At 44.5% G+C, this 21,363-nt stretch carries 20 protein-coding genes and 4 tRNA genes; 7 read left to right on the forward strand and 17 right to left on the reverse strand.

Features of this window, described 5'->3' with window-relative positions; translation table 11 throughout:
* The first annotated feature begins 164 nt into the window (after positions 1-164).
* Entirely contained in the window at positions 165-1,043 is an 879-nt protein-coding gene (locus REC12_RS09525) for a DMT family transporter (RefSeq protein ID WP_308893899.1), read from the forward strand.
* On the opposite strand, the gene REC12_RS09530 is transcribed toward REC12_RS09525, so the two are convergent.
* The 8 genes from REC12_RS09530 to REC12_RS09565 all read right to left on the reverse strand — a co-directional run bounded on the left by REC12_RS09530 (position 1,009) and on the right by REC12_RS09565 (position 13,174).
* Positions 1,009-2,007, reverse strand: a complete 999-nt coding sequence (locus REC12_RS09530; protein ID WP_308893901.1) for a sodium:calcium antiporter — start codon at positions 2,005-2,007, stop codon at positions 1,009-1,011. The genes REC12_RS09525 and REC12_RS09530 overlap by 35 nt on opposite strands.
* A gap of 361 nt (positions 2,008-2,368) precedes the next feature.
* Positions 2,369-2,959 carry a ribosome biogenesis GTP-binding protein YihA/YsxC gene (gene yihA, locus REC12_RS09535; RefSeq protein ID WP_308893902.1) on the reverse strand — a complete coding sequence of 197 codons (591 nt, stop codon included), beginning with the start codon at positions 2,957-2,959 and terminating at the stop codon, positions 2,369-2,371.
* 125 nt (positions 2,960-3,084) lie between these two features.
* A complete protein-coding gene (gene lon / locus REC12_RS09540) occupies positions 3,085-5,505 on the reverse strand; it encodes an endopeptidase La (protein ID WP_308893904.1) in 2,421 nt (806 codons plus the stop codon).
* Between the two features lie 73 nt (positions 5,506-5,578).
* The gene (lonB, locus tag REC12_RS09545; RefSeq protein ID WP_308893906.1) at positions 5,579-7,321 is read right to left on the reverse strand and encodes an ATP-dependent protease LonB; all 1,743 of its coding nucleotides are present in this window, start codon (positions 7,319-7,321) and stop codon (positions 5,579-5,581) included.
* 450 nt (positions 7,322-7,771) lie between these two features.
* Positions 7,772-9,037 carry an ATP-dependent Clp protease ATP-binding subunit ClpX gene (gene clpX / locus REC12_RS09550; RefSeq protein WP_308893908.1) on the reverse strand — a complete coding sequence of 422 codons (1,266 nt, stop codon included), beginning with the start codon at positions 9,035-9,037 and terminating at the stop codon, positions 7,772-7,774.
* A gap of 41 nt (positions 9,038-9,078) precedes the next feature.
* Entirely contained in the window at positions 9,079-10,362 is a 1,284-nt protein-coding gene (gene tig, locus REC12_RS09555; protein ID WP_308893910.1) for a trigger factor, read from the reverse strand.
* A 340-nt stretch (positions 10,363-10,702) separates the two neighbouring features.
* The gene (locus REC12_RS09560; RefSeq protein WP_308893912.1) at positions 10,703-11,968 is read right to left on the reverse strand and encodes a polysaccharide deacetylase family protein; all 1,266 of its coding nucleotides are present in this window, start codon (positions 11,966-11,968) and stop codon (positions 10,703-10,705) included.
* Positions 11,969-12,022: 54 nt separating this feature from the next.
* Positions 12,023-13,174: an MGDG synthase family glycosyltransferase gene (locus REC12_RS09565; RefSeq protein ID WP_308893913.1), complete on the reverse strand. Its 1,152-nt coding sequence runs from the start codon at positions 13,172-13,174 to the stop codon at positions 12,023-12,025.
* Between the two features lie 233 nt (positions 13,175-13,407).
* Here REC12_RS09565 and REC12_RS09570 point away from each other — a divergent pair, with 233 nt between their 5' ends.
* The 6 genes from REC12_RS09570 to REC12_RS09595 all read left to right on the forward strand — a co-directional run bounded on the left by REC12_RS09570 (position 13,408) and on the right by REC12_RS09595 (position 16,484).
* Positions 13,408-14,085 carry a DUF421 domain-containing protein gene (locus REC12_RS09570; RefSeq protein ID WP_308893915.1) on the forward strand — a complete coding sequence of 226 codons (678 nt, stop codon included), beginning with the start codon at positions 13,408-13,410 and terminating at the stop codon, positions 14,083-14,085.
* A gap of 110 nt (positions 14,086-14,195) precedes the next feature.
* Entirely contained in the window at positions 14,196-14,576 is a 381-nt protein-coding gene (locus REC12_RS09575) for a DUF4363 family protein (protein ID WP_308893916.1), read from the forward strand.
* Positions 14,577-14,979: 403 nt separating this feature from the next.
* Positions 14,980-15,117, forward strand: coding sequence for a hypothetical protein (locus REC12_RS09580; protein WP_308894035.1), 138 nt, complete (start codon positions 14,980-14,982; stop codon positions 15,115-15,117).
* Between the two features lie 136 nt (positions 15,118-15,253).
* Entirely contained in the window at positions 15,254-15,670 is a 417-nt protein-coding gene (locus REC12_RS09585; RefSeq protein WP_308893918.1) for a hypothetical protein, read from the forward strand.
* Between the two features lie 160 nt (positions 15,671-15,830).
* A complete protein-coding gene (locus tag REC12_RS09590; protein ID WP_308893919.1) occupies positions 15,831-15,983 on the forward strand; it encodes a hypothetical protein in 153 nt (50 codons plus the stop codon).
* Between the two features lie 129 nt (positions 15,984-16,112).
* Positions 16,113-16,484, forward strand: a complete 372-nt coding sequence (locus REC12_RS09595; protein ID WP_308893920.1) for a hypothetical protein — start codon at positions 16,113-16,115, stop codon at positions 16,482-16,484.
* Positions 16,485-16,507: 23 nt separating this feature from the next.
* Here the strand turns inward: REC12_RS09595 and REC12_RS09600 are convergent, their stop codons facing one another.
* The 9 genes from REC12_RS09600 to rph all read right to left on the reverse strand — a co-directional run bounded on the left by REC12_RS09600 (position 16,508) and on the right by rph (position 21,323).
* Positions 16,508-17,686, reverse strand: coding sequence for an MFS transporter (locus tag REC12_RS09600; RefSeq protein ID WP_308893922.1), 1,179 nt, complete (start codon positions 17,684-17,686; stop codon positions 16,508-16,510).
* Between the two features lie 321 nt (positions 17,687-18,007).
* Positions 18,008-18,090: transfer RNA gene (locus tag REC12_RS09605), tRNA-Leu, on the reverse strand.
* Positions 18,091-18,184: 94 nt separating this feature from the next.
* A complete protein-coding gene (locus REC12_RS09610; protein WP_308893924.1) occupies positions 18,185-18,481 on the reverse strand; it encodes a hypothetical protein in 297 nt (98 codons plus the stop codon).
* A 46-nt stretch (positions 18,482-18,527) separates the two neighbouring features.
* Positions 18,528-19,184 carry a TVP38/TMEM64 family protein gene (locus REC12_RS09615; RefSeq protein WP_308893925.1) on the reverse strand — a complete coding sequence of 219 codons (657 nt, stop codon included), beginning with the start codon at positions 19,182-19,184 and terminating at the stop codon, positions 18,528-18,530.
* Between the two features lie 311 nt (positions 19,185-19,495).
* A tRNA-His gene (locus tag REC12_RS09620) sits at positions 19,496-19,571 on the reverse strand.
* A gap of 20 nt (positions 19,572-19,591) precedes the next feature.
* Positions 19,592-19,668, reverse strand: a tRNA-Arg gene (locus REC12_RS09625).
* 59 nt (positions 19,669-19,727) lie between these two features.
* Positions 19,728-19,805, reverse strand: a tRNA-Pro gene (locus tag REC12_RS09630).
* 196 nt (positions 19,806-20,001) lie between these two features.
* Positions 20,002-20,601 carry an XTP/dITP diphosphatase gene (locus tag REC12_RS09635; RefSeq protein WP_308893926.1) on the reverse strand — a complete coding sequence of 200 codons (600 nt, stop codon included), beginning with the start codon at positions 20,599-20,601 and terminating at the stop codon, positions 20,002-20,004.
* A complete protein-coding gene (gene rph / locus REC12_RS09640; protein ID WP_308893928.1) occupies positions 20,598-21,323 on the reverse strand; it encodes a ribonuclease PH in 726 nt (241 codons plus the stop codon). Before rph ends, REC12_RS09635 begins: the two co-directional genes overlap by 4 nt.
* Between the last annotated feature and the right edge of the window lie 40 nt (positions 21,324-21,363).

Below are 21,363 nucleotides of genomic sequence, written 5' to 3' on the forward strand. Positions count from 1 at the left end.
TTACGGGACGGCCTTCACTATTCTCTATACTCCCATACTTTAACCAGTGTGTTTAGTTTATGCGCAACATTAAAATTCCGATACCTGATTTCCAGAAGAATAAGTGAATAACCTCACTTAGAAGAGGAACATGACAAATCTTAAATCAAGGGGCTGACATCAAATTGAAACTATCTCGTACTCAGTGGGCTGATTTTTCGTTGCTGTTGGTGACTCTCATTTGGGGGTCGACCTTTGTGATTGTTAAGTGGGCCATTGCGGATCTTCCCCCATTTCCTTTCCTCGCCATCCGTTTTTTTCTCGCCTTCCTAAGCTTATTGCCCTTCCTTTGGCTTCAGAGAGCCCATATCGTCAGAAAGACTGTTCTCAAAGGCATGGCCGTCGGGGTCTTTCTTTTTTCCGGATACACATGGCAAACACTAGGGCTTCAATTTACAACGGCCTCTAACGCCGGTTTTATTACAGGGCTTTCGGTAGTCATTGTCCCTACCTTAGTTACCGTGACAACCAGGAAACTCCCCCGGCCAAGTCTTTTCCTTGGCATTATCAGTGCTTTAGCAGGCTTAGCATTGCTCTCTCTGGGAGATCACTTTCAATTAAACAAAGGAGACCTCATGGTTCTCATTTGCGCTTTTAGCTTTGCCTTACATATTTACTTTGTCGGGCGCTACGCTCCGCAAACGAACGCCACGGTCTTAGCCGGTGCTCAAATTCTTACTGTCAGTATTTTAAGCGGGATTTTCTCGGTGATTTTACCCCAGCCTCCGCTGCATTTTAGTTCTACGGCTTGGCTTGGCCTGCTCGTCACCGCAGTTCCCGCCACTTCAATAGCGTTTTTTGTGCAGACTAAAATGCAGCAATTCACTACGCCTACTCATACGGCCCTGATATTTTCTATGGAGCCCGTCTTCGCAGCCATTTCAGGTTTTTTTCTGGCAGGCGAAGTGCTATCCTTCAAAGGGTTATTGGGGGCTGTATTAGTCTTGGGAGGCATGCTCATTGCCGAGCTTACTGGATCTGAAATCGAAGCATCGACAGAATAAAAATTGCGTAGAAGATCCCTCCCATTAAGAGAGCTGAGGGATGAATAACTTCTCTGCGGCGCAGTGAATAAAAAGGAATCATCGCTGAACCTAAGGCTAAAAGTGCACTCCAAAGTGCCAAAATATCCAATTTCCAAGGCGTAAGCGCAATCCCGATCGCCGGAATCACGGAGCTTTGGAAAACCATAGCTCCCGTCAAATTCCCCAGCGCCAAAGTGTCTTTGCCGCGCAAAATCCAAAGCACGCTGTTAAACTTCTCCGGGAGCTCTGTGGCTACCGGCGTAATAACTAAAGAAAGCACAAAGACAGGAATTCCCAAAGAAACGGCGATTGGCTGAACCGCATTGACAAAGCGATGAGCCCCAAACAGAATGGCAATTAAGGCCAGGAAGATCTGCAGAATAACGGAGGCCATTGTCGGATTATTAACTCCCCGAGCTACGTAAAGTGAAGCCAATTTTTCCTCTTGATGTCCTCCTTTACTTGAACTCAGAGTCAAGAGGACATAGATTAAGTAAGCTAAAATCAGAAACCCGGCTGCCAGGGTTTTATAAAATTGATTTCCCAAAAAAGAAGCCAATATGGCAATAGTGTAGACGACAAGAAAAAACTTCAAGTCTCGCTGCACGACTTTGGCATCCAGCTTCAAAGGGCGGTTCGTCCGGCGACTCAAAAGCGCCGCCAATCCGGTTATAAAAAAAGCCAGGGTTGCTAACATAAAAGGGGCGCCAAGAATAGCTCCTATGCCAATATCCGCCCCCTCTGTTCCTTCCTTAAAACCTAAAAAAGCAATAATCGGAACGATTGTCTCGGGTAAAGCGGTCCCCACAGCCGCAAGGATACTCCCGACGGCACCGACCCCAAGCTTTAATTTTCGCCCTAACCATTCTATACTGTTTGTAAAGGCCTCAGCCCCAATTAGAATTATCCCTAAGCTTACAATGAGCATAATGACATCTCTCAAGCCCTTCTCTCCTTTCCTTAGCTCAATAGGCTGTCAAAGCATTCCCCACTGTAACTATACGAGGCCAGTCATTCATTTAGACTGGAAACTTGGCCTCCAATCTTTATCTTCGAAACATGATTAATAAATAAACCTATACATATAGATAGATAACATTTTCATAATAAAAGCTCGACTGCCGAAAGTGCCGGCTGCCGAGCTTTAACTTTAATTTAATGAAATAATTGTTTTATCCATCCTGTCTTGTCAAATAAAAAAGAATCATGTTCAAGAGCACTCTCTTAGCCTGATCCTTTTACATCCCTTGTTTTAATATTGATACATGAGCCAAGAACTAACGTGACACGACGAGCGGGCTGTGTCACGTTAGTCCCATTTCCTCAAACGCTTCATTCAAGTCCTCTACCCCTACCCCGGTTTGAGCCGAAAAAGGCAGGATGACAGAAACATCCTCGATTTCCAAAGACTTAGCTATAATCGTTAAATGTTTAGACCATTGTCCGCGCGAGATTTTATCTGCTTTGGTAGCTACAACCATAGTTGGAACCTGTCTCATCCGCAGCCATCGGTGCATTTCCATATCTTCACGACTTGGCGCATGACGGATATCCACAATTTGAATCACTGCTTTAAGAAACTCCCGCTTTTTAAAATAAGTTTCCATCATGGAACCCCATTGGGCATTGACCGACTTGGCCACCTTGGCATATCCGTAACCGGGCAGATCAACCAAAAACCACGCGTCATTAACGCGATAAAAATTAAGAGTCTGAGTTTTCCCAGGCGTATTTCCCGTCCGCGCGAGGTTCCTGCGCCCTAAAAAGCGGTTAATCAGCGAGGACTTGCCCACATTAGAGCGTCCTGCCATCGCAATTTCCGGCAGACCTCCGGTAGGGTATTGTTCATATTTAACAGCGGATGCCACATACTCAGCTTTCCGAATTATAATCAAGATTCCATCTTCCTTTATAACTATTTAGTCCTAAAGTACAAGGACGACGGTACAGCGTGAGGAGCGCCAAACGCGCCAAAATACCCTGATACTGTACGGTCGCCCTGACTGGGAGGCAACTTTCCTTATGACACAACAGGCCGCTCCTCAGGCTGCGTATTATCCACGGGAATTCCTTTTGTTCCGTAAACGGCATGTCTTGAAGCTTCTCCTGCTACTTCATCCGAATGAGCTAAAGGCAAAAGGGCCAGTTGCAGGACTTCTTCAATTCGGCTGACAAAGTGAAACTCAAGGATTTTACGAACCTTCTCCGGAACTTCCTCAAGGTCTTTGCGGTTTTCTTCCGGAAGCAAGACAACCTTAATTCCCGCCCGATGGGCTGCCAGAACCTTTTCCTTAACTCCGCCGATCGGCAATACATTTCCCCTTAGAGTTATTTCTCCCGTCATAGCCAGATCCGAACGCACAGCCCGTTTTGATAAAGCGGAGGCCATAGCCGTTGCCATGGTAATTCCGGCGGAAGGACCGTCTTTAGGAATGGCACCTTCCGGAACGTGGATATGAAGATCCGTGCGCTCATAGAAATCCTCTTCGATCCCCAGCTCCAAAGCATAGGCACGTATGAAGGTCCAGGCTGCCTGAGCCGATTCTTTCATAACGTCCCCTAATTTGCCCGTCAGAGTTAAATGTCCTTTGCCGGGCAAAGGGGTCACTTCAATGGTCAAGACTACCCCTCCCAATTCCGTAAAGGCCAGTCCAGTCACTGCTCCGATCTCCGGAGCCTTAGCCGCCACTTGGAAATGATAGCGCGGCGCACCTAAGGCCGCTTCGAGGTCCTCAATAGTCAAAGGATGCGGCTCCCAATCTTCCTTTACCAGGCGAACGGCAATTTTTCGGCAAACATTCGCCACTTGTCTCTCTAAATTCCGCACCCCGGATTCCCTCGTATAATTCTGAATCAGTTTAAGCAGCATCCCTTCATCCAAAGAAAAAACATCGTCCTTAAGTCCGTGAGTTTTCATTTGTTTGGGAACAAGGTAACGCTTAGCGATATTTACTTTCTCGTCTTCAGTGTAGCCGCTTAGCGTGATTACTTCCATCCTGTCCAAGAGCGGGCGGGGAATGGTTTCCAAGGTATTTGCCGTCAGCACAAAAAAGGTTTGTGACAAATCAAAAGGTACTTCCAAATAATGATCCGTAAAGGTGGAATTTTGCTCGGGGTCCAGTACTTCGAGCAAAGCAGAAGCCGGGTCACCGCGGAAATCTGAGGACATCTTGTCGATTTCATCCAGCAGGAAGACAGAATTGCGCGTTCCGGCGGTTCGAATTCCCTGAATAATTCGTCCCGGCAAAGCCCCGATATACGTGCGGCGGTGTCCTCTGATTTCGGCTTCATCACGCAAGCCTCCCAGAGACATCCGCACAAACTTTCGGTCTAAAGAGCGGGCGATAGATTGGGCCAGAGACGTCTTGCCAACGCCCGGCGGCCCCACTAAGCAGAGTATCGGACTCTTCATTTTGGGAGTCAGCTTGCGAATAGCCAGAAACTCCAGAATCCGTTCTTTGACTTTTTCCAGTCCATAGTGATCTTCATTGAGAATAGTTTCGGCTTTGCCAAGATCTATTTTATCTTTTGAAGCCTTCGTCCAGGGCAGGGCTAAAAGCCAATCCAAATATGTGCGCACGACAGTACCTTCAGCCGAGGAGGGGGGCATTTTCTCCAAACGCTCAATTTCCTTCAGAGCTTTCTGTTCAACCTCTTTAGGGCACTTGGCTTTGGCTACCTTCTCCCGATATTCATCAGCCTCAACTTGACGCTCATCCTTATCGCCTAATTCCTTCTGGATCGCTTTAATTTGTTCGCGTAAGTAATATTCTTTCTGGGCCTTATCCATCTGCTTGCGCACTCTCAAACCAATGCGGCGTTCCAATTCCATAATCTCAATCTCACGCATGATAAGTTCGGTCAGACGTTCCAAACGTTCATTAATTACCAAAGCTTCCAGGATCGTTTGTTTGTCGGGAACTTTAAGGTTGAGATGAGAAGCGACAATATCCGCAAGCTGACCTGGTTCCTCTACAGCCAACACCGTACCTAAGGTTTCAACCGGTACGCGCTTGCTTAACCGGGCATACTCTTCAAATTGATGGGTCATTCCTCGAACCAACGTTTCCGTTTCCGTCGTTACAGGTACCTTGTCCTGAGTTAATTCTTCAACCCGAACTTTGAAAAACGGTTCCTCTTGAAGAAATTCCAACACATGTCCCCGGGAAATTCCTTCGACCAGGACACGCATAGTACCTCCCGGAAGCTTCAGGAGCTGCTTAATTTCCGCCACCGTACCCATGGTGTACAAGTCGGCCGTTGTCGGAGAATCAATTTCTGTTTCTTTTTGTGAAGTTAAGAGAATAATTCGTTCTCCGAGCATTGCTTCTTCAATCGCAGCCATGGAACGCTCTCTGCCAACATCAAGGTGAATAACCATATACGGAAATACTAGAATTCCACGCAACGGGAGCAATGGTAATTCACGTTCTTTACTCACTTAAAATCCCCCCTATTAGATCTATAGAAAAAGACACACTACAGCTAGTGTGCCAAACTTATCTTCTCCTATTCTAACATGTTTTGCCTCGATCAGGCAAATTTACAGCCGCATTGTTAACCACTTTATTGACGGCAAAATCCAAACAGCTTAAGACTTCTTCAAGCGGCGGACGCATTTCGGCTTTTTCTAATTTTATGCCGGAAGGCATAGACAACTCTAAAACTTGAGTGAGCTCCTCGACGGGAATAACCTTTATCCCTTCAAGTTCAGCAAAACGCTCCTGCCAATTTTCTTTAGGAATCAGGACCCGCTTGCACCCTGCCTGCTTGGCCGCCTCAATCTTGGCTGCAACGCCGCCGATAGGCTTAACCCTCCCCCGAATCGACAACTCTCCGGTCATTGCCAGGTAATTATCCACTTTTTTTTGCAGAATTGCGGAAATAGTGGCCGTAGCAATGGCAATTCCTGCCGAAGGCCCATCTAAAGGAACCCCGCCGGGAAAATTAACATGGAGATCGTAATTTGCAGGTTGAATTCCAAGCTGTCGCCGCAAAACTGTCAGGACATTTTCTATGGAACTGCGGGCCATGCTCTTGCGCCGGATCTTCTTCCCTTCACTGCCTTGTTCTTCTTCTTCTACTATTCCTGTTACCAGCAGAGTTCCGGTTCCCGGGGCAACAGGCAGAGCAGTTACTTCAAGCTCTAATAAAGCTCCCATGTTGGGTCCGTAAATGGCTAAACCGTTGACCACTCCAACACTGGCTTCCAAGGGGACTTTTCTCTCGGGACGCGGAGTGTACTGACCTGTTGTAACTACCCATTCTACAATTTCCACATCCACTTCGCTCAATTGGTCTGTCAAAGCAACTCCTGCGGCTAATTGGACCATATTGACTGCTTCCCGTCCGTTGGAGGCAAATTGTTTAATCACATCAATTGCCGCCGGGGTAAAGGGCATATCCATCTTGGCTGCGGCCACACAGGCTATCTCCCCGATTTCATCAGGCAATAAGCCCCGGAAGTAAACCTCCATACAGCGCGAGCGAATCGCCGGCGGAATCTCCTCCGGGCTTCGAGTCGTTGCCCCTACTAAGCGGAAATCCGCCGGAAGCCCATTTTGAAAAATATCGTGGATATGTTGGGGAATATTCGGGTCCTCTGAACTATAATAAGCACTTTCCAGAATTACTTTGCGATCTTCCAGGACTTTCAAAAGTTTATTGATTTGAATCGGATGGAGTTCACCTATTTCATCAATGAACAATATGCCTCCATGAGCTTTAGTGACCGCTCCCTGCTTGGGCTGAGGAATTCCGGCCAAACCCATAGCACCGGCCCCTTGGTAAATAGGATCATGAACTGAACCAATCAGGGGATCGGCAATTCCCCGCTCATCAAAACGTGCCGTTGCACCGTCAATTTCTGTGAAACAAGCGTTTTCTTTGAAAGGGGACAGAGGATTTTTCTTAGCCTCTTCCAAAATAAGCCGGGCGGCTGCAGTTTTCCCTACACCCGGTGAACCGTAAATCAGCACATGCTGGGGATTAGGACCACAGAGGGCGGCTCTTAAGGCTTTAATTCCCTCTTTCTGCCCGATAATTTCAGCAAAGTGAACGGGACGGGTTTTTTCGGACAGAGGAGTTGTTAAGGCTACTTTACGCATCTTTTGCAACTTTTCAAGTTCTTTACGTGATTCTCGTTCAACGGAAATTTTATTTCCTTGTTGTGATTTGAGCATCCCCCAAAAATAGAGCCCGATGACAACAGCGAAAACCAACTGAACGACCATGACTATTCCGCTCAGTCCACTCATACACTCATTTCCTCTCACTGATTTCTCACTGTTAGTATTGCCACGGGGCAAAAATTAAAACATCTAATTTCACAAACTACAAAAAAATGCTTAATTTTAACAGACGATCAGGATGTATTTGCGGCACTGCAGAAATCCATCACCTGAGGGAGAGCTTCGCTGGAGCATGAGACTTATTCAATCGCCCTGTGTGGCGCGGATAAAGAAAACTTGGCTGGCGCCAAGCCTTCGGCGCAGGCCGCTGCCTAATTGCCCTGATGCGGAAGGAAAGAATTAACGAAGTTATGCTTTCTGACTGTACAAAAAGCCGCAGCAAACTAAAAGCAGTTTGCTGCGGCTTCATTCATATCGTATCGTTTATCTGTTATCTCTAACCCTCATAAAATCCAATGATCGGGGGATATCTGCCTTAAGCCAGTTTTTGCTTCCGAGCCGGTAAACGCTCTTCACTTAAGCTGATTCTTCTTTCTTACCTTTTTTAACCTTATCAGCCATGACGAGCATAGGCTCTTCTTTCTTTAAAACCACTTCTTGGGTAACGACACACTTTGTGACATCCGTGCGTGAAGGCAAATCGTACATCACGTTCATCATCAGCTCTTCAACGATAGCTCTCAGGCCCCGTGCCCCGGTATTCCGGCGTATAGCTTCTTCCGCTATAGAAGTGAGAGCAGTATCCTTGAATTCCAAAGTAACACCGTCTAATTCCATAAGCTTTTGATACTGTTTGACGAGAGCGTTCTTCGGCTCTGTCAAGATACGGACTAAGGCTGCTTCATCCAACGCTTCTAAAGTAACAATGACGGGAAGACGTCCCACAAACTCGGGAATCAGCCCATACTTCTGAAGGTCGGCGGGTAAAATCCCTTTGAGAACTTCTCCAATTTTCATATCCTTTTTATTTTGGATATTCGCTCCAAAACCCATGGTTTTTTCTCCAACGCGGTTTTGGATGATCTTTTCAATCCCGTCAAAGGCGCCACCCACAATAAACAGGATATTGGTGGTATCAAGCTGGATAAATTCCTGATGGGGATGCTTTCGTCCGCCTTGAGGAGGGACGCTGGCCACAGTTCCTTCGAGAATTTTCAACAAAGCCTGCTGAACCCCTTCTCCGGACACATCCCGGGTTATCGAAGGGTTTTCTGATTTGCGGGCTATTTTATCGATTTCATCGATATATACAATACCCTTTTCCGCTTTTTCAACATCGTAATCAGCAGCCTGGATTAACTTTAAAAGGATATTTTCAACATCCTCGCCGACATAACCCGCTTCTGTAAGAGACGTGGCATCCGCGATAGCAAAAGGTACGTTAAGAACCTTCGCCAGAGTCGAGGCCAGCAAAGTTTTTCCTGAACCCGTAGGTCCCAGCATAATGATGTTGGATTTTTGTAATTCCACATCATCGATTTTCATGCCTAAGTTTATTCTTTTGTAATGATTGTATACAGCCACGGAAAGAGCCTTTTTAGCTTGCTCCTGGCCAATTACATATTGATCAATAATCGCCCGGATCTCTTTAGGCTTCAGGATGTCCCCAATTTCTACGCCAAGATCATCGGTGAGCTCTTCCTCAATAATCTCATTACAAAGTTCAATGCATTCATCGCAAATATAAACGCCCGGACCGGCAACCAGTTTCTTAACTTGCTCCTGGGTCTTACCGCAAAATGAACACTTTAGTTGATTTTTATCGTCGGTGTACTTTGCCATCCTCTCACCTCTATACCTCAGAATTTCCCTTAAGGCGCAGTTTAGGCGTTCTGTTCCGCTAAAAAGTTGACAGTTTTTTCTTGGACCAGATTTTGCCTAAAGAACTCCATCTGTCCACGCTCCATAAGGGATTGCTTGAGCACTGCAGGGTCTTGTTTAAAACGCTCACCAAGTTTTTGGATTCCTTCATTTACTTCGTCTTCTGTAACCGTAATTCCTTCTGCTTTGGCAACAGCTTCTAAAACTAAATCAGTTTTTACGCCTTCGACAGCTTGAGGACGTAGTTGCTCCCGCATTTTTTGCTCAGATGAGTTGGTAAACTGATAGTACTGATCCATAGTCATTCCTTGCGCAATGAGGTTGTTGTTTAATTCTTCCACCATGTCGTTAATTCGTTCCGTAAACATAACTTCCGGAATCTCGACGCTAGCATTGTCTACCACTTTAGTGATAACTGCTTTAAGGTAGTCATCTTTAGCTTTTGATTCACCGATCTTCATTAATTTATTCCGCAAATCGGTTTTCAATTCATCCAAGGTTTCAAATTCGCTGACATCTTTGGCAAATTCATCATCCAATGGTGAAAGTTCTTTGCGTTGAATTTTTTTAATATCCGTTTTAAAGACAGCCTTCTGCCCTGCTAGCTCTGCACTATGATATTCATCAGGGAAGGTAACGTTGACATCAGCATGTTGTCCGATTTCAGCACCAATGAGACCTTCTTCAAACCCGGGAATAAACGTTCCCGAACCAATAACAAGCTCATAGTTTTCAGCCTTGCCGCCTGCAAAAGGAAGGTCATCTTTAAAGCCTTCAAAATCAAGAGTAACGATATCACCGTTTTCAACTTTGCCGTCTTCTATGGTTAAGAGCCGTGCATGCTGCTGTTGTCTGCCTTTCAGTTCTTCCATAACTTGCTCTTCGGTCACGGTAGCGGCATTTTGTTCGACATTCAAGCCTTTGTATTCACCCAGTACTACTTCGGGACGAACGACAACTTTGGCTTTGAAAATGAGTTCTTTGCCTTCTTCGACCTGTACCAGTTCCACGTCGGGACGATCAACAGGACGAATTCCGCTTTCTGCAACAGCTTGAGCGTAAGCCGGTCCGATGACCTTATCGAGAGCTTCATCATAAAGAGCTGCTTTGCCCACATGAAGCTCCACCATTCTTCGCGGAGCCTTTCCTTTGCGGAACCCGGGAATATTCACTCTTTTAGCCAGACCTTTAGCCGTTTGATTGACCGCATTAACAAATTTTTCTGCTTCAACGGTGACTTCCAGAGCCACAACATTTTTTGCAAGATTTTCTACTGAGACTGACATATATTCTCCCCCTTAAAACACTATTTACTCTATGTGCAAGGCAATTGTGGGATACTTCGATAGTCTTACCGTTTTTTCAGACTACAAACCCCGCTTAAGCCAAATACATCCCTGAAAATCTCGATTTTTAGCATTAAACCTTAAATCTGCCTAAGGGGGAACATGCTGTTCCCCCTTGCTCATAAAGTTCCCTGTAAAATGGCAAAAAATCAATCCAAAAAATTTACTAGCCAATTATACCAGACTTAAGCGCGGTAATCAAATATAAGACAAAAAAGCACCCGTTTGCTCTCTATTTCTTTAATCTTCAAAAACAATCTCTTATAATCCAATCAGGTTTTTAGCGCTTAGCGGACTTCCCTTCTGAGACGGCATGTGAAAGCAATCTGTTGCGACTAATCCAAACCAGTTTTGTTTTATTGCCCAGACGGTCGTTGGGACGATCCTTACCCGCCGGATGATAGACGCGCATAATCATCCTTTGCAGCCAGGCAATGCCTTTACTTCTCCACGTTTCGGGCAATTCTTGAACTTCAAAACCAAAACCTTTAACCCCCCGGTAGATCAAGGTCTCCCCCATAAAAACCTTAATGTGGGAATATCCCGGATTGTCGGTTATATACCGGGCCAAATCGGGCAGAGACGCCCGGGCCTGACGCAGGGCTTTTAGGGCTATTTTCTGGATATCCTGGCCTTTGGCCTGAAGACGAACGTTATCCATGTGGATTTCCGCCACCGGGTCCCCTTTCTCCGCCAACAGCTCTCCAGCGTCGTCATAAAGATTGGGGCCCTCATAAATTGTTTTTTCCAACCGAAAAATATTAGTTGCATCGACTCGTTCCACGTGATGTTTACGGGCATAATAGTGTTCCCATTTTTCCCAGATCCGAAATATAAAACGCTGTCCAAGAGACCAATTCGGAAATTCAAGCGGCACAAAAGGCAATTTCAAATCTTTTATTACCCGCTTATTTAAAAGGTCTAAAGCAGTCAGGGTATTTTCCGGAGCTCCGCTGTCGCCGCCGCTGTCATGCAAAACAACAATAGATCCTTCATTAACTTTGCTTATGATACGAGCCACTATTTCTTCAGGAGAACGCTTGATTTGCCAATCATGTCCTTCCACATTCCATAAGACCGCTTTCATGCCATGTCTTTTTAGCCACCACCAAGTCATGAGGTTAAAGGTCCCCCAAGGCGGACGCATCCAAGTTATTTTTTGCCCTGTGAGCTGCTCCAGAAGGCGTAAACTCTCTGTCCATTCTTGCCAGGTTTTCCAGGGGGAAGTGAACCAGGCATAGCGATGGCGCAGAGAATGAACCCCAAGTTGATGCCCCTCCTCAAGGATTAAGCGGACCAATTCCGGATATTCCGCCGCCTTTTCAGCAATAACAAAAAACGTCGCGGAAATGTTATGCCTCTTTAAAGCCTGTAACAAACGCGGAGTAACCATTGGGTCCGGTCCATCATCAAAGGTCAGAGCCACACCAGAGCTAAATTGGCGTTTCCAGCTCCCAAGACCTAAGCGATGAAGGAAGAAGTCCGGGATTACAGTATAGAGGGCTAAACTTAAGATAAGGCAAAGCAGTACATTTTCCCAGACCATGTTTTACCTCTCCATCTTTCACAATTTCTTCCCCTATTTCTTTGTCCATATTTTCTAACCAATCCTGGAGACACTGCGCCGATCTTCCACAAGCTGCAGGATTCCCTCTACGGCAAGTTCCGCAGCATGGCCGGGAACAGCCTTAGCTGCTGCTATGCGCATGCGCTCTAAATCCTCGGGATGTTTTAAAAGCTTAAAAATGATTTTTTCCAACTCTTCTTCGTTCTGAGCGACCCGACCCGCACCGATATTCTCCAAATAGAGGGCATTTTCTTCTTCCTGTCCGGGAATCGGTTTAAAAATAACTAAGGGCAAGCGCTTAGTCAGGGCTTCCGAAACAGTGAGACCACCTGCTTTAGTAATAATTATATCTGCCGCACTCATTAATTCCTCAACGTTTCTCACAAAACCAAAGCGAGCCACCGGGTTCTTACACTCTTCAACTAAAGAATCTAAAGCCTTATACAATTTTTCATCCTGCCCGCAGACAACAATACTTTGCACAGGGATTGAAGTCTCCGAAAGGATCTTGCAGATCCATTTAGCACCGCCTAAAACCCCATAAGCTCCGCCCATCACCAACACCGTCGGGAGGTCAGGATTCATGTCCAGCTTTCTTAAAATTTCCTGACGGTCCAATTTTAGCTCAAACTTAGGACTTACCGGGATTCCGCTGACCTGAATCGATTGGGGGGCAATTCCGCGGGCCACTAACCCTTCATAAACTCCCTCACACCCTACGATGTAATGATCTACCCCGGGATGAATCCATTGGCTATGTACCGCATAGTCTGTTACCACCGTCACCAAAGGAACATTGAGGACTCCTTTTAGTCTTTGCCGTGCTAAAACACCTGCTACTGTAGGATACGTGCAAATGACGAGATCAGGTTGTAAAACCTGAATAAATCTCACAAACTCCCGGCGGCCAAGACCATTCAAAAAGCGTTGGAATAAAGAACCTGGAGGAATTTTGGAAGTACGATAGTAAAATTTTCCCCAGAGCCTGGGAGTGTGTTTGATAAGCTCAATATAAGTATTTTTAACTACAGAATTAAATGTCTTGCTAAGAAAGGCCCCAAAATCCAGGTGGGTAATTTTAACGTTCGGGTTCTTAGCGCGCAACGCTTCAATAATAGCGTCTGCTGCCCGCACATGCCCGGCGCCAAAGGACGCCGAAAAAATCAGCACATTTAATTGTTCCACGAACAAACCTCCTCGTTAACCGCCTGATCTTTTTCAGAATCTGCGATAAGATGACTAACCAATCCTGAACCTCTGTTCCTAATCATTATAACGTGAAATCTGCAGTTCACCAAATTCTGGAGACCAATTGTTAAATTGGGAATAACTCATATTATTTGGGGTAATATAAATTTTGCGAAATGCTTCGCCAAGCGCCAGGCATTCACAACTTTAAGTCAAAAAGGAGTACGGAAATGATCATTGTTGTGCTCAGAACCATTATTTTGTATACCTTGGTCATTATAGCCCTGCGCTTGATGGGAAAGAGAGAAATCGGCCAGCTTCAGCCTTATGAACTTGTCGTTATTATTATGATTTCCGAACTTGCCGCTATTCCTACCGAAAATGTTGGCATTCCTCTTCTCAGTGGTATTATTCCCATTATGGTGCTTCTCTTAGCCAGTGTCACCCTGGCTTGGATTTCTTTAAAGAGCGAACGGGCCAGGACAGTCCTTTGTGGTTCGCCCAGCATACTTATCGAGCGAGGAAAAATCTTAGAGCAGGAACTGAAAAAAAACCGTTATAGTCTCACCGACCTGCTCGAAGAGCTGCGTATAAAGAACGTGCCGAACATCGCCGACGTCGAATTTGCCGTCCTGGAAACCAACGGGCAGCTAAGTGTTTTTCCCAAGTCCCAGAATAGGCCCACAATTCCCAAGGATTTTATGTTAAAAACCCAATATGAAGGACTCCCTTTAACTTTGATTATGGACGGCGCCTTAAATCAAAGAAATCTTCAGCAAGGAAATAAAGACTTAAATTGGCTTATGAACGAGTTGAAAAAGTACAACATCAACCGCGTAGAAGATGTCTTCCTAGCCAGTTTAGATACTTCGAATACGCTCTTTGTCCAAGCCAAGAACCGCTCGTAAACTGCGGAGAAAACTTGGCCTGTATTGAGCTGGCGAGGGCGAGGGCCTGTGGAAAGTCTGTAAACAAGACTTTTACTTTTGGGCAGCACAAAAAAGTGAGGTGAAATCTATTGCGCACTTTGCCGATAATCTTGACAATTTTAGTTCTATTATTTGGCGGCTCCTTGGCGTCTTATCGTTATATTCAGGGAACAACTCAAACCATCGGCTCCCAACTTGACACGCTTGAACAGTCTATTTCCAGCCAACAGTGGGACACTGCGGAAAAAGAATTGACCGCTGCCCAACAGCATTGGGATAATAATAAAACCTGGTGGACCATTCTCCTCGATCATCAGGAAATTGACAGAATTGACCTAAGCCTCTATCGGCTCAATAAATATCTAGTGACCCGAAATCTTTCCCTGTCTCTTGGTGAGATTTCTGATTTAGAGTTGCTAATCCAGCATATTTCAGATACTGAAAAGCTTACTATTGAAAACGTCTTATAAACTCAAGCTAATTTTACGGGACCCCTTACATAAAACATTGAGCACTCTGTTCCAAAAATATGGGATAGGATTTTGGCGATAGTCTCCGGAGACTATCGCCTTTATGTCTTAGTTTTCCAGTGCTGCAATCTGCATCTCCATTCCATTTAAGCAAACAGCTTAACATTGCGCAAGAGCTTTTTGTCCGGATAAAATAAATTCCATTTTGTTACATATTATCCCTATTTTGCATATCATGAATTATCTCTGGTAAAGGAGGAAATGCACATGGCATTTGGAGCTGTTGATGGTGCTTGCGGAACAGGACGTGGCTTTGGTGCTGGAATCGCAGCTGTCGTCGTAATTATTCTTTTGCTTATCGCAATGGGAATCGTATTCTAAATTTAGAGAAAAGGGGGAAATAATGATGTACGGAATGGGCTACGGTATGGGTGGAGCATGTTGTGCTCCTGCTCCGACCTGCGGTACCGGCGGTTGTATAGGCGTCGGTATCATTGCTATCGCGATCTTGATTCTTATCGCTTTAGGCGTTATCTTCTAAACAAAAAAACGTTGAGGGACGTGACGAAATTTTGGTTTCGTTTGCGTCCCTTCTGTTTTGTCCATATTTATTTGACATCTCCTACCAAAGTGTTAAAATTTGATAATGTTAAGAAACTATTGAGGTGATTAATCAAATGCTGAAAAAACTGCTTTATTTTTTAACATTGTCGATTTTACTGGTTGCCCTGGTTTCCTGCGGAACTAACAATCCCGGTCAAACTAATACTAACACCAACACCAATACTTCAACTGACAATAAAATAACTTATACCAAAGAATTCCCCTATCTTCCATCGTATAACAGCACAGCTGCAGCTGCATACGCCCCTGCCGGCTCAAAGGATCAATACGCTGCAGCCATATATATTATTCCCAATACAACCGATACCAAGGTCTATCAGAATTATGAAGCTATCTTTAAAAAAGACGGCTGGACTATTACGCAAGAGCAGGCAGTTGTTAGTTTCTCAGCGAAAAAAGAAAGTCATATAGCAAATGTTAAAGTTCAAATTTTCGGCAGTGATGTGAAATTAACGGTACAATCAAAATAAGTATTCGTTATCCTCATGAGGGCTTCGACTTATCGATGCCCTTTTAGTTTATTCTCTTGATTTTGTTTGGTAAATATCAAAATATCCCAAACATTATTCCTTCAATACAGGAAATACTGTTAAAGAGAACAAATTTAAAAAATTCTAAGGAGGGGTCCTTTTGAGCAAGAATGAAACAAGACGAGAAGTTTTAGCGAATAAATATCCCGAGGTAGAACAGCATTTTCAAGAGATTAAAAACGAAATGTATGAACCCCAGGTAGAACGATTAGGCGAAACAAAAAAGGAGCAAAAAAAACGTACTAAAGGTTGACAATAGCCAGTTAATTTAGTGGATAATTTTAAAAAGGAGGGCGATTAGGCTCTCCTTTCCGTTGACATCTTAACCCGGACATGTTTATAATTTTGCAGATATCAAACAAATTTTTGAGGTGAATTTATAATGAAAAATATATTTTCAAGATTAACCGGGAGTAAAAATAATAGTCAGGGACAGTCCACTACTAATAATGTGGTCAGTTCCCCTTCTTACACTGAGGAATTTCCTTATCTTCCATCTTACCATTGGGTTCAAGCAAATGAGTATTTTCCCGCAACTGCCGATGAACCGCTTGTAAAGGCAAAATACATTATCCATAATTCCAAAGATGCCGTTGTATTTGACGCTTACAAAGCTATTTTGGAGAAAGATGGATGGACGATCACTGAAGAAACGCCGGTTATCAATTTCGTGGCCCAAAAAGATAATCATATAGCAACTATTTCTTTTTCAATTTTCGGAGATGATGTATTGATGACAGTTCTCTCCAAATAATGATCTTGATTTTACTATAACTTTTATTCAACGATTAATTTCTCCTCTTTATTGTCTTGCCGATGGAAGTTATCTATACGAATACATAAATAGCCAATTAGGCACAGAGCCGCGCCTATAAACAGAGCCATCGACAAATTAATAGCCGCAAGCTTTCCGTATACCAAGTTCGTTCCCACCCCTACACAATCAATAAACAGCGAGTTAATACTCAATTCTGTAGCTCTATTTTGCATAACTACTCGTTTGTTTTGTACGTCCATTTGCAGTGGCTGAAGCAGGCTGAAACTGACACGTAAAAGAACAATGGCGGCAACAGACAGCCACGCGTTACTCACTATAGCTAAAATCAGGCACGCCACAACGGCCATCCCATACAAAATGGAGGCCAATGGCACGACACCGAGCTTGCCTGTAAGTCTTCCGGAAAATATACCGGTCATGCCAACGATTGTAACGCCGATGTAACTATATCCTATTGCTGCATCAGACAAGCCGCATCTTACATATTGGAGCTGATTTAAAAAGACAGTTACCGTCTGGTGCGTCTCATTCAGTAACGCAACTCCGATCAAAAATAGCGCAGACCGTTTATTCGTAATAATCAATCGAACCATGGCAGCGAGTTCTTTCAAATTAATCTTGTGTGTTTCGTTAGCATTTTTTACTTCGACCAATCCAAAGGAAACCATTGCAGCAATACCATAACTGATGACAGTGAGGAAACCAGCAAGGCGATAGTCCCCCTTGACAAAAAGGGAGTAAACGAGTGCGGCAAAAAGCACGCCTGCCGTCTGTAAATTGTTGTAGATTCCAAATATCTTTTGAGAATTACCTGCTTCTGCGGAAATATACAGAATGCTGGTATCAACACCTGACATACCGGCGATCACAATACTCAGCATAATCCGTTCCAGGAGGAAAGCCGCGAATCCATTGGCCCGCCAGAATACGATTTTAGAAAAGAAATACAGTACGCAGCAGAAAATCAGGGTATTTTTGTATCCGACTTTATCAGCAATGATGCCCCAAGGAAGTTCAAGCAACAGGCAAACAATTAGGGAAATACTTTCAATGATCGTAATTTGAAAAATTGATATCCCGGCTGCCTGGCGATATAAAGTGGCGATTGGCCCATAGAATACCATTCCCTGTAAAAGAGCAATGGTATACATAAGCCCAATATTTCGTTTTGACTTCATAAAAAATAGTCCTCTCTTCAATATTAAGCACAACAAAACGACACCATCAGAAGATAGTGCACTAAACCGTTTTGCGTATGCTTAGATTGGACTATGCATTTATGAAAACCCTTTCTGTAAGAAATGACTGATTGATATAACAAAGTATACCGTAAAAAGTAAGGGAGTAAAAGGCTCTAAACCATAAAGGCCGGGAAAGACATCTTCCCGCCGAAAATCCTTATTAAGTTTTTTGAATTCGTTTCAACACAAAAAATCCTCTGTTAAACCGTCTAAATCCAGACGGTTTGACAGAGGATTCTACTTAAGCCTAATAAATATTGGTGCGGGAGACAGGACTTGAACCTGCACGGTTGCCCACTGGAACCTAAATCCAGCGCGTCTGCCAGTTCCGCCACTCCCGCATGTTATGACAATGATCATGTAACACTGAAACGTATAGTACCATAGATCTAGTGAGAAGGCAAGCCTGTATTTTAAAATTTTGTATTTTAACTTTTATCCCATACTTTGCATCAACAAAAAATACTCAGCAAATAAGATAATTAAATCGATTCCAATTAACGCTAGTAAATTCTTCAGCCAATCCTGAGGATATTCCCAATAGTAAAAAATCACATTGACCACAAACAAGACGAGCGAGCTGATTCCCCACAGGAAATATAGCCTTGAATTATGTGAGAACAAATGAAGAAACCAGATAATTGGCAGGAACAGAAATATGCCCACAAAGGTTATCATAGCATATCCGTTGAAACGACGAAAATCGTCAGGATTCGGTTTAGCACGGCTCAACAGTTTCTCTCCCCTACTCTATTCTTGCTGAGATCAGTATAGCATATTACATCACTGTTCTCCTTCTATTTAAGAGATATCCTGTGCCCCAGAATAAAACGAGGGCTCCGAACCCTAAAGCAAGCCAAAGCCAAGTTGACTGAGCTACACCTAAAAATACAAAGGCTGTTCCGACATAATAGGGGATCATAGATACTGCCGCTGTCCAAAGATAAGTCCAAAGCTCCATCGAAGGCATTGCACCCGCTATGTAATTAACGGCAAAGGCAGGAATAGGAAGTAAGCGCGCTACCAAAAGGCCAAAAGATCCTTTACCTTTGACCCAATGGTCAACAGTATTAAATCGTTCCGGGGAAATCAGTTTTTGCATCAACGTTTGACCATAACAGCGCACAAGAACAAAAATTACTAATGAACTTAGCGTAGAACCAACCCAAGCAAAAAAAACTCCCTCGTATACTCCGAAAATTTTCAGAAACATTATGACCAAACCTTCGGACGGTATTGGCGTCATACAAATCGCTGCCATTAAAAGAATCGCCAGAAAAACTCCCCAGATTCCCCAAGCTTGAATAATGTCGGAAACCCGGTTTTGTCGATCATAATAGAAAAAAGCAGCAAGCAAGACGACAAAAGCAACGATAATCAAAGCCGTCCAGCTATACTTCCGGAGATTGCGTTGGTCTCCCACTCTTTGAGTCATCAATCCTTCTCTCCTTTTTGGCCTCATCGTGAAAGAAGTTAACTATTAGCCGATTCTCCCGCATTCTGAAGCTGTGACTATAATTCTTTATTCTAGTATTGTCCCTAACAATCTATGTTATGTTTAGTCCAATCATCTTTTCCTAGGAGGATATAGTTTATTATTGAGCATGAACGTATTATACTCTATGTTCGGGTATCCTTTCACCTCGGATAATACTTTTGGCTAAGCAACATTCCTAAGTAAGTTAGAAGCTAAAAAATTTAAATATCAAAAAACACTAGGAAAAATCCTAGTGCTCGTTTACGTTATGGGGTGGGTGATGGGTTTCGAACCCACGAATGCCGGAGCCACAACCCGGTGCGTTGACCACTTCGCCACACCCACCATAGTACACTGTAATTAATTGGTGCGCCTGGAGAGACTCGAACCCCCGACAATCTGCTTAGAAGGCAGATGCTCTATCCAACTGAGCTACAGGCGCAGTTTAGAGTTACGATTGTCAACCCAGGTTACTCCTAAACCTAGACAAGTTGGGAATAATGGTCGGGGCAGAGGGATTCGAACCCCCGGCCTCCTGCTCCCAAGGCAGGCGCGCTAGCCAAGCTGCGCTATGCCCCGATTGGTGACTTGATTAGTATAGCTTATCTTAAAGAATTCGTCAAGGATTAATGTCTATATTTTGGGTGACTAAATGTGGCCTTTGTAAAATTTGGATGTTAGAAATCGTGTCTAATTCAGGTCCTGACCACAATCGCCAAAAAAATCTCCAGACTATGCAAGCATAGTTACTTAAGGATTATTGAGTTCCTGTTGTTTATTCTCGCTCTTTCAAATTGTGCAAAATAGGGATCATTGCGTGAAAAGCCTGCGCCCTGTGGCTCAAATTATTTTTCTCCTCTAATGTTAGCTCCGCCATAGTTCGTCCAAGCCCCGGTACAAAAAATACCGGATCATAGCCGAACCCATCCGCTCCCCGACGTTGCCCCAAGATCTTTCCTTCAACTGTTCCCTCAGTGAGATATTCTTCCCCATTTGGAGTTGCCATAATCAAGGCACATCGGAAACGGGCTGTTCTCTTTTCCTCCGGAACTCTCTCCAATAAACTTAAAAGCTTGTCATTATTGCGCTCATCGTCCTTAGGCTCCCCGGCAAAGCGAGCAGAAAATACACCTGGAGCACCCTCCAGCGCATCGACTTCTAAGCCGGAGTCATCTGCCAGCGCAATTAAGCCTGTTCTCCGGACAGCGGCTCGCGCCTTAATTGCGGCATTTTCAGCAAAAGTCTCTCCGTTTTCCTCTACATCTTCCCAGTCAGAAATATCCTGCAAAGAGATTACTTCGATTCCTTCATCGTCAATCAGGTCTCTCAGCTCACGTACCTTACCCTGGTTTTGAGTGGCTAAAATTATTTTCATGAAGTCGTCTCCACCGCCGACTTCTGAACCTCCATGAGTGAACGGATTCCCTTCTCAGCAAGCTGTAAAAATACGTCGAGATCTGTGCGGTCAAAGGGAATTTCTTCTGCGGTTCCTTGAATTTCCACAAACTTTCCCGCGCCGGTCATAACCACATTCATATCCACTTCTGCTTTCGAATCTTCTTCATAATCCAAATCTAATACCGGTGTCCCCAGAACTTTGCCGACGGAAACCGCGGCCAGCGTATCTACAACAGGGTTAGTCCTGATCAGTTTCTTTTCCAGTAAAAACTGCACCGCGTCAACCATAGCCACGTAAGCACCTGTAATAGAAGCGGTCCTTGTTCCACCATCGGCTTGCAGTACGTCGCAATCCAGCCAGATCGTGCGTTCTCCTAATTTTTTCAAATCAACGACAGATCTCAGGGCCCGGCCAATCAGGCGTTGGATCTCCATCGTCCGGCCGGTAAGTTTCCCTTTAGTCGCCTCACGTTGAGTCCTGGTCTGGGTAGCCCGGGGAATCATGGCATATTCGGCAGTCACCCAACCTTTTCCCGTTCCTTTTTGGAAAGGCGGCACTTTTTCCTCAATACTGGCCGTACACAAAACCCTGGTCTCTCCAACCTCAATGAGTACCGAACCTTCCGGTACATTCGTGAATTGCCGCGAAATTTTAATAGGCCGCAAGGCATCCGCGGCCCGGCTGTATGAACGTTGCATAATGAAACCCTAACCTTTCTCAACACAATCATTTTACTTG

It is taken from the genome of Candidatus Desulfosporosinus nitrosoreducens (assembly GCF_030954495.1).
Lineage (GTDB): Bacteria > Bacillota > Desulfitobacteriia > Desulfitobacteriales > Desulfitobacteriaceae > Desulfosporosinus > Desulfosporosinus nitrosoreducens.